Annotated in this window: 3 protein-coding genes and 1 pseudogene; 3 read left to right on the forward strand and 1 reads right to left on the reverse strand. The window is 41.2% G+C overall.

Annotation, left to right across the window (positions count from 1 at the left end; translation table 11 throughout):
- Positions 1 to 301 precede the first annotated feature (301 nt).
- From L2755_RS21860 to L2755_RS21870, 3 genes are read left to right on the forward strand one after another with little or no spacing between them, the layout of a single operon-like run.
- Positions 302 to 754 carry a hypothetical protein gene (locus tag L2755_RS21860; protein ID WP_248982744.1) on the forward strand — a complete coding sequence of 151 codons (453 nt, stop codon included), beginning with the start codon at positions 302 to 304 and terminating at the stop codon, positions 752 to 754.
- An 11-nt stretch (positions 755 to 765) separates the two neighbouring features.
- Positions 766 to 993: a hypothetical protein gene (locus L2755_RS21865; RefSeq protein ID WP_248982745.1), complete on the forward strand. Its 228-nt coding sequence runs from the start codon at positions 766 to 768 to the stop codon at positions 991 to 993.
- Positions 994 to 1,029: 36 nt separating this feature from the next.
- Positions 1,030 to 1,902: a hypothetical protein gene (locus L2755_RS21870; RefSeq protein ID WP_248982746.1), complete on the forward strand. Its 873-nt coding sequence runs from the start codon at positions 1,030 to 1,032 to the stop codon at positions 1,900 to 1,902.
- A 218-nt stretch (positions 1,903 to 2,120) separates the two neighbouring features.
- On the opposite strand, the pseudogene L2755_RS21875 reads toward L2755_RS21870, so the two are convergent.
- Positions 2,121 to 2,315: pseudogene (locus L2755_RS21875) on the reverse strand (transposase); the annotation flags it as partial.
- Positions 2,316 to 2,430 lie beyond the last annotated feature (115 nt).

Consider the following 2,430-nt stretch of genomic DNA (forward strand, 5'->3'; position numbering starts at 1 on the left):
GCCTGTCAGCTTATCTTCACCGCAGAGGTAAGCCCTTCTGACGCAACGATTTATAATGTGATAAAAGGGTGTCGATTCTGGGTCGATTAGTGTACGTCGAGCTGAAGTCATGGTTGCTATCCTAAACAAACTGAGTTGAGGTAACTTAAAGGTTAGTAGAGGATGCTCTAAAGCACAAAATATATGCCTGTCCTATCTTTTCTAATATTGTTTTTATTCGTTGTTGCTAGTTATTTTTTATGTTAGCTTGAAATCCACTGAGTAGCTTTTTTAGCTAATTAAAGAACCAAGGACTGGCTCAATGATAAGGAACATCTTAATAGTAGTTTTTGTATACCTGTTTAGTTTTTCTATAAATAATGTTAACCCTTATAGTATTTCTTTCAGCATCGGCTCTCCTGCTTATGCCGGTGAGGAGTGCTTTGGCGGAGATCTGTGCGTCGAAGCGCCTCCTAGACCGGAAGATTCATATTTCCCATGCTCAAGTTGCTCCAGCAGTGGCGGCAGTGGTAGCGGCAGTGGTAGTGGCGGTACGATTACACCACAAGAACAATGCGTCATTGATTCAGCTGAAACCCAGGCGAGTTGTAAAACAATTGCGGGGGCCTTACATGCGACGAGTGCAGCACTTTGCGTTGGATTTGGCCCTACCCCCGCATTCGGTGTCTGTGAAGTCGCATCCTATACTGCATACCAAGATGCGCTTGGGAATTGTGATGTAACTCATACCGAAGATGTCGCCATGTGTAATTAAGGGAGGTTCCAATGAATACTATTAAGCATTACTTTTCTGAGTTAACACGGATGATGTTCATCATGCCAAAAAACAGAACTTTACGAGTTGTCATTTTTTTCGCTGGTATGGCGACTCCATATGTACTCGGTCAGTTTATTCTTCGACCTCATGACGAAGTCTCTGTAATAATATTGATGTTTATGGCTATTGTCTCAATCTTTGCAGGCTACTTTGGAAAATTTGGTTCAAATAAATAACTGTCAATTGGGATGAAGTTCAAAGGCTAATGTGGAATGAATTTACTCAAAGTAAGCATTTTTGTTTCGTTAACAGGAATTTGTGTGTTTGCACTGGTAGTAAATACCGATGTAAATTCTGATGACGTCATAAATGGCAAAAGTTTCGAAACCGCTCTCCCACCTCCGTTAGTTGCCTCAGAATCAACAATAAACCCAAACAACGCCTCTAAGCTAGAGGCTAACACTGTGCCCGGATCTAACGACAGCCAACCTTTCGTGCGTGAACTGCCAGTTTTTGATAGCAGTGAACAAAAGAAGTCATACTATAAGCGAGCAAGAGATATTCAAGATGCATTGAATGAAGGTGACTGGAAGAGATTTTTAGAGTTAAACACTAGGATATTTGAAATATCCCCTGATTTGATGAGCCTTGCCATTCTACAAGCAATAACGGCTAATGCTCCGTTGAGTGTTATAGAAGAACTGATATTCGCTGGAGGTGAGATACCTGAACAGGCCATTTTAGTTTTAGCAATAAAAAGGAACTACGAACTGGCCAGCAGCCTCACTCCTTACGGACTGGATTTATATTACGTCGATGACCAGCAACGTAATGCCTATTACTTTGCAGCTATGGGAAGTTCAGACAATCCAGAGTTTTTGTTTTTTCTGGCCAGAAATAACGTCTCATTTGTATATCCAGAGGACGGCGATGATGCTCTCTCGCTGTTGATAAAGGCCCCCTCGATTAATGCTAAATCGGAATCAATCGCCACAATAATCAAACTCGGACATCGAATAACTAATATTCATTTACAGTTAATGAATGATTTAAAAAATAGAGATGATAAGACTTATAAATATTTAGTTAATTCAGTTTCGGGGCTTGAGGTCCAATTAGTTTCACTTAGCCAGCCATTTAATTAAACAAAGCCACCCACAATAAATCAACAATATAGCGCTACAAACCAAAGCTTTCGATTCTCGTGGATTCAATAGGCTCGACTCATCAGGCAAGGGCTTAGGCTAAGGGTTGAAAGCCGTAAATTTCAGCTATTCGATAAGAAAATGGGGATTTTCAGGCAAGACTGGTGAACTCATGAGGAAAATGTAGTCGGAGGAAGTTAGATTACAGCTAATGCCTATTAGCCATCTTCTAGGTACTTACAGCACCTAGCAAAATGACGACGCCGTTTCTGTAGATGTTCGCAGTAATCTGTAAGCTCTTGAGTTGTACCTACAGGCCCATGGAATATCTTGCCAAACTCGGAGGTCAACTTAATCCAGTTCTCCGTTGATATATTCAATCGGTTTAATATCTTAGCTGAATTGCCTGAGATATAAATTGGGGTCAGAGTCTGAGGGATCCCCACGAATTTAATAGGATGCTTGTGGCTCCCTAACTAAATCCTGCAGCGTCTTAATCCCTGCTCGCCAATGAGACTTCAGCAACTT

This window comes from Shewanella abyssi, assembly GCF_023284025.1.
Classification (GTDB): domain Bacteria; phylum Pseudomonadota; class Gammaproteobacteria; order Enterobacterales; family Shewanellaceae; genus Shewanella; species Shewanella abyssi.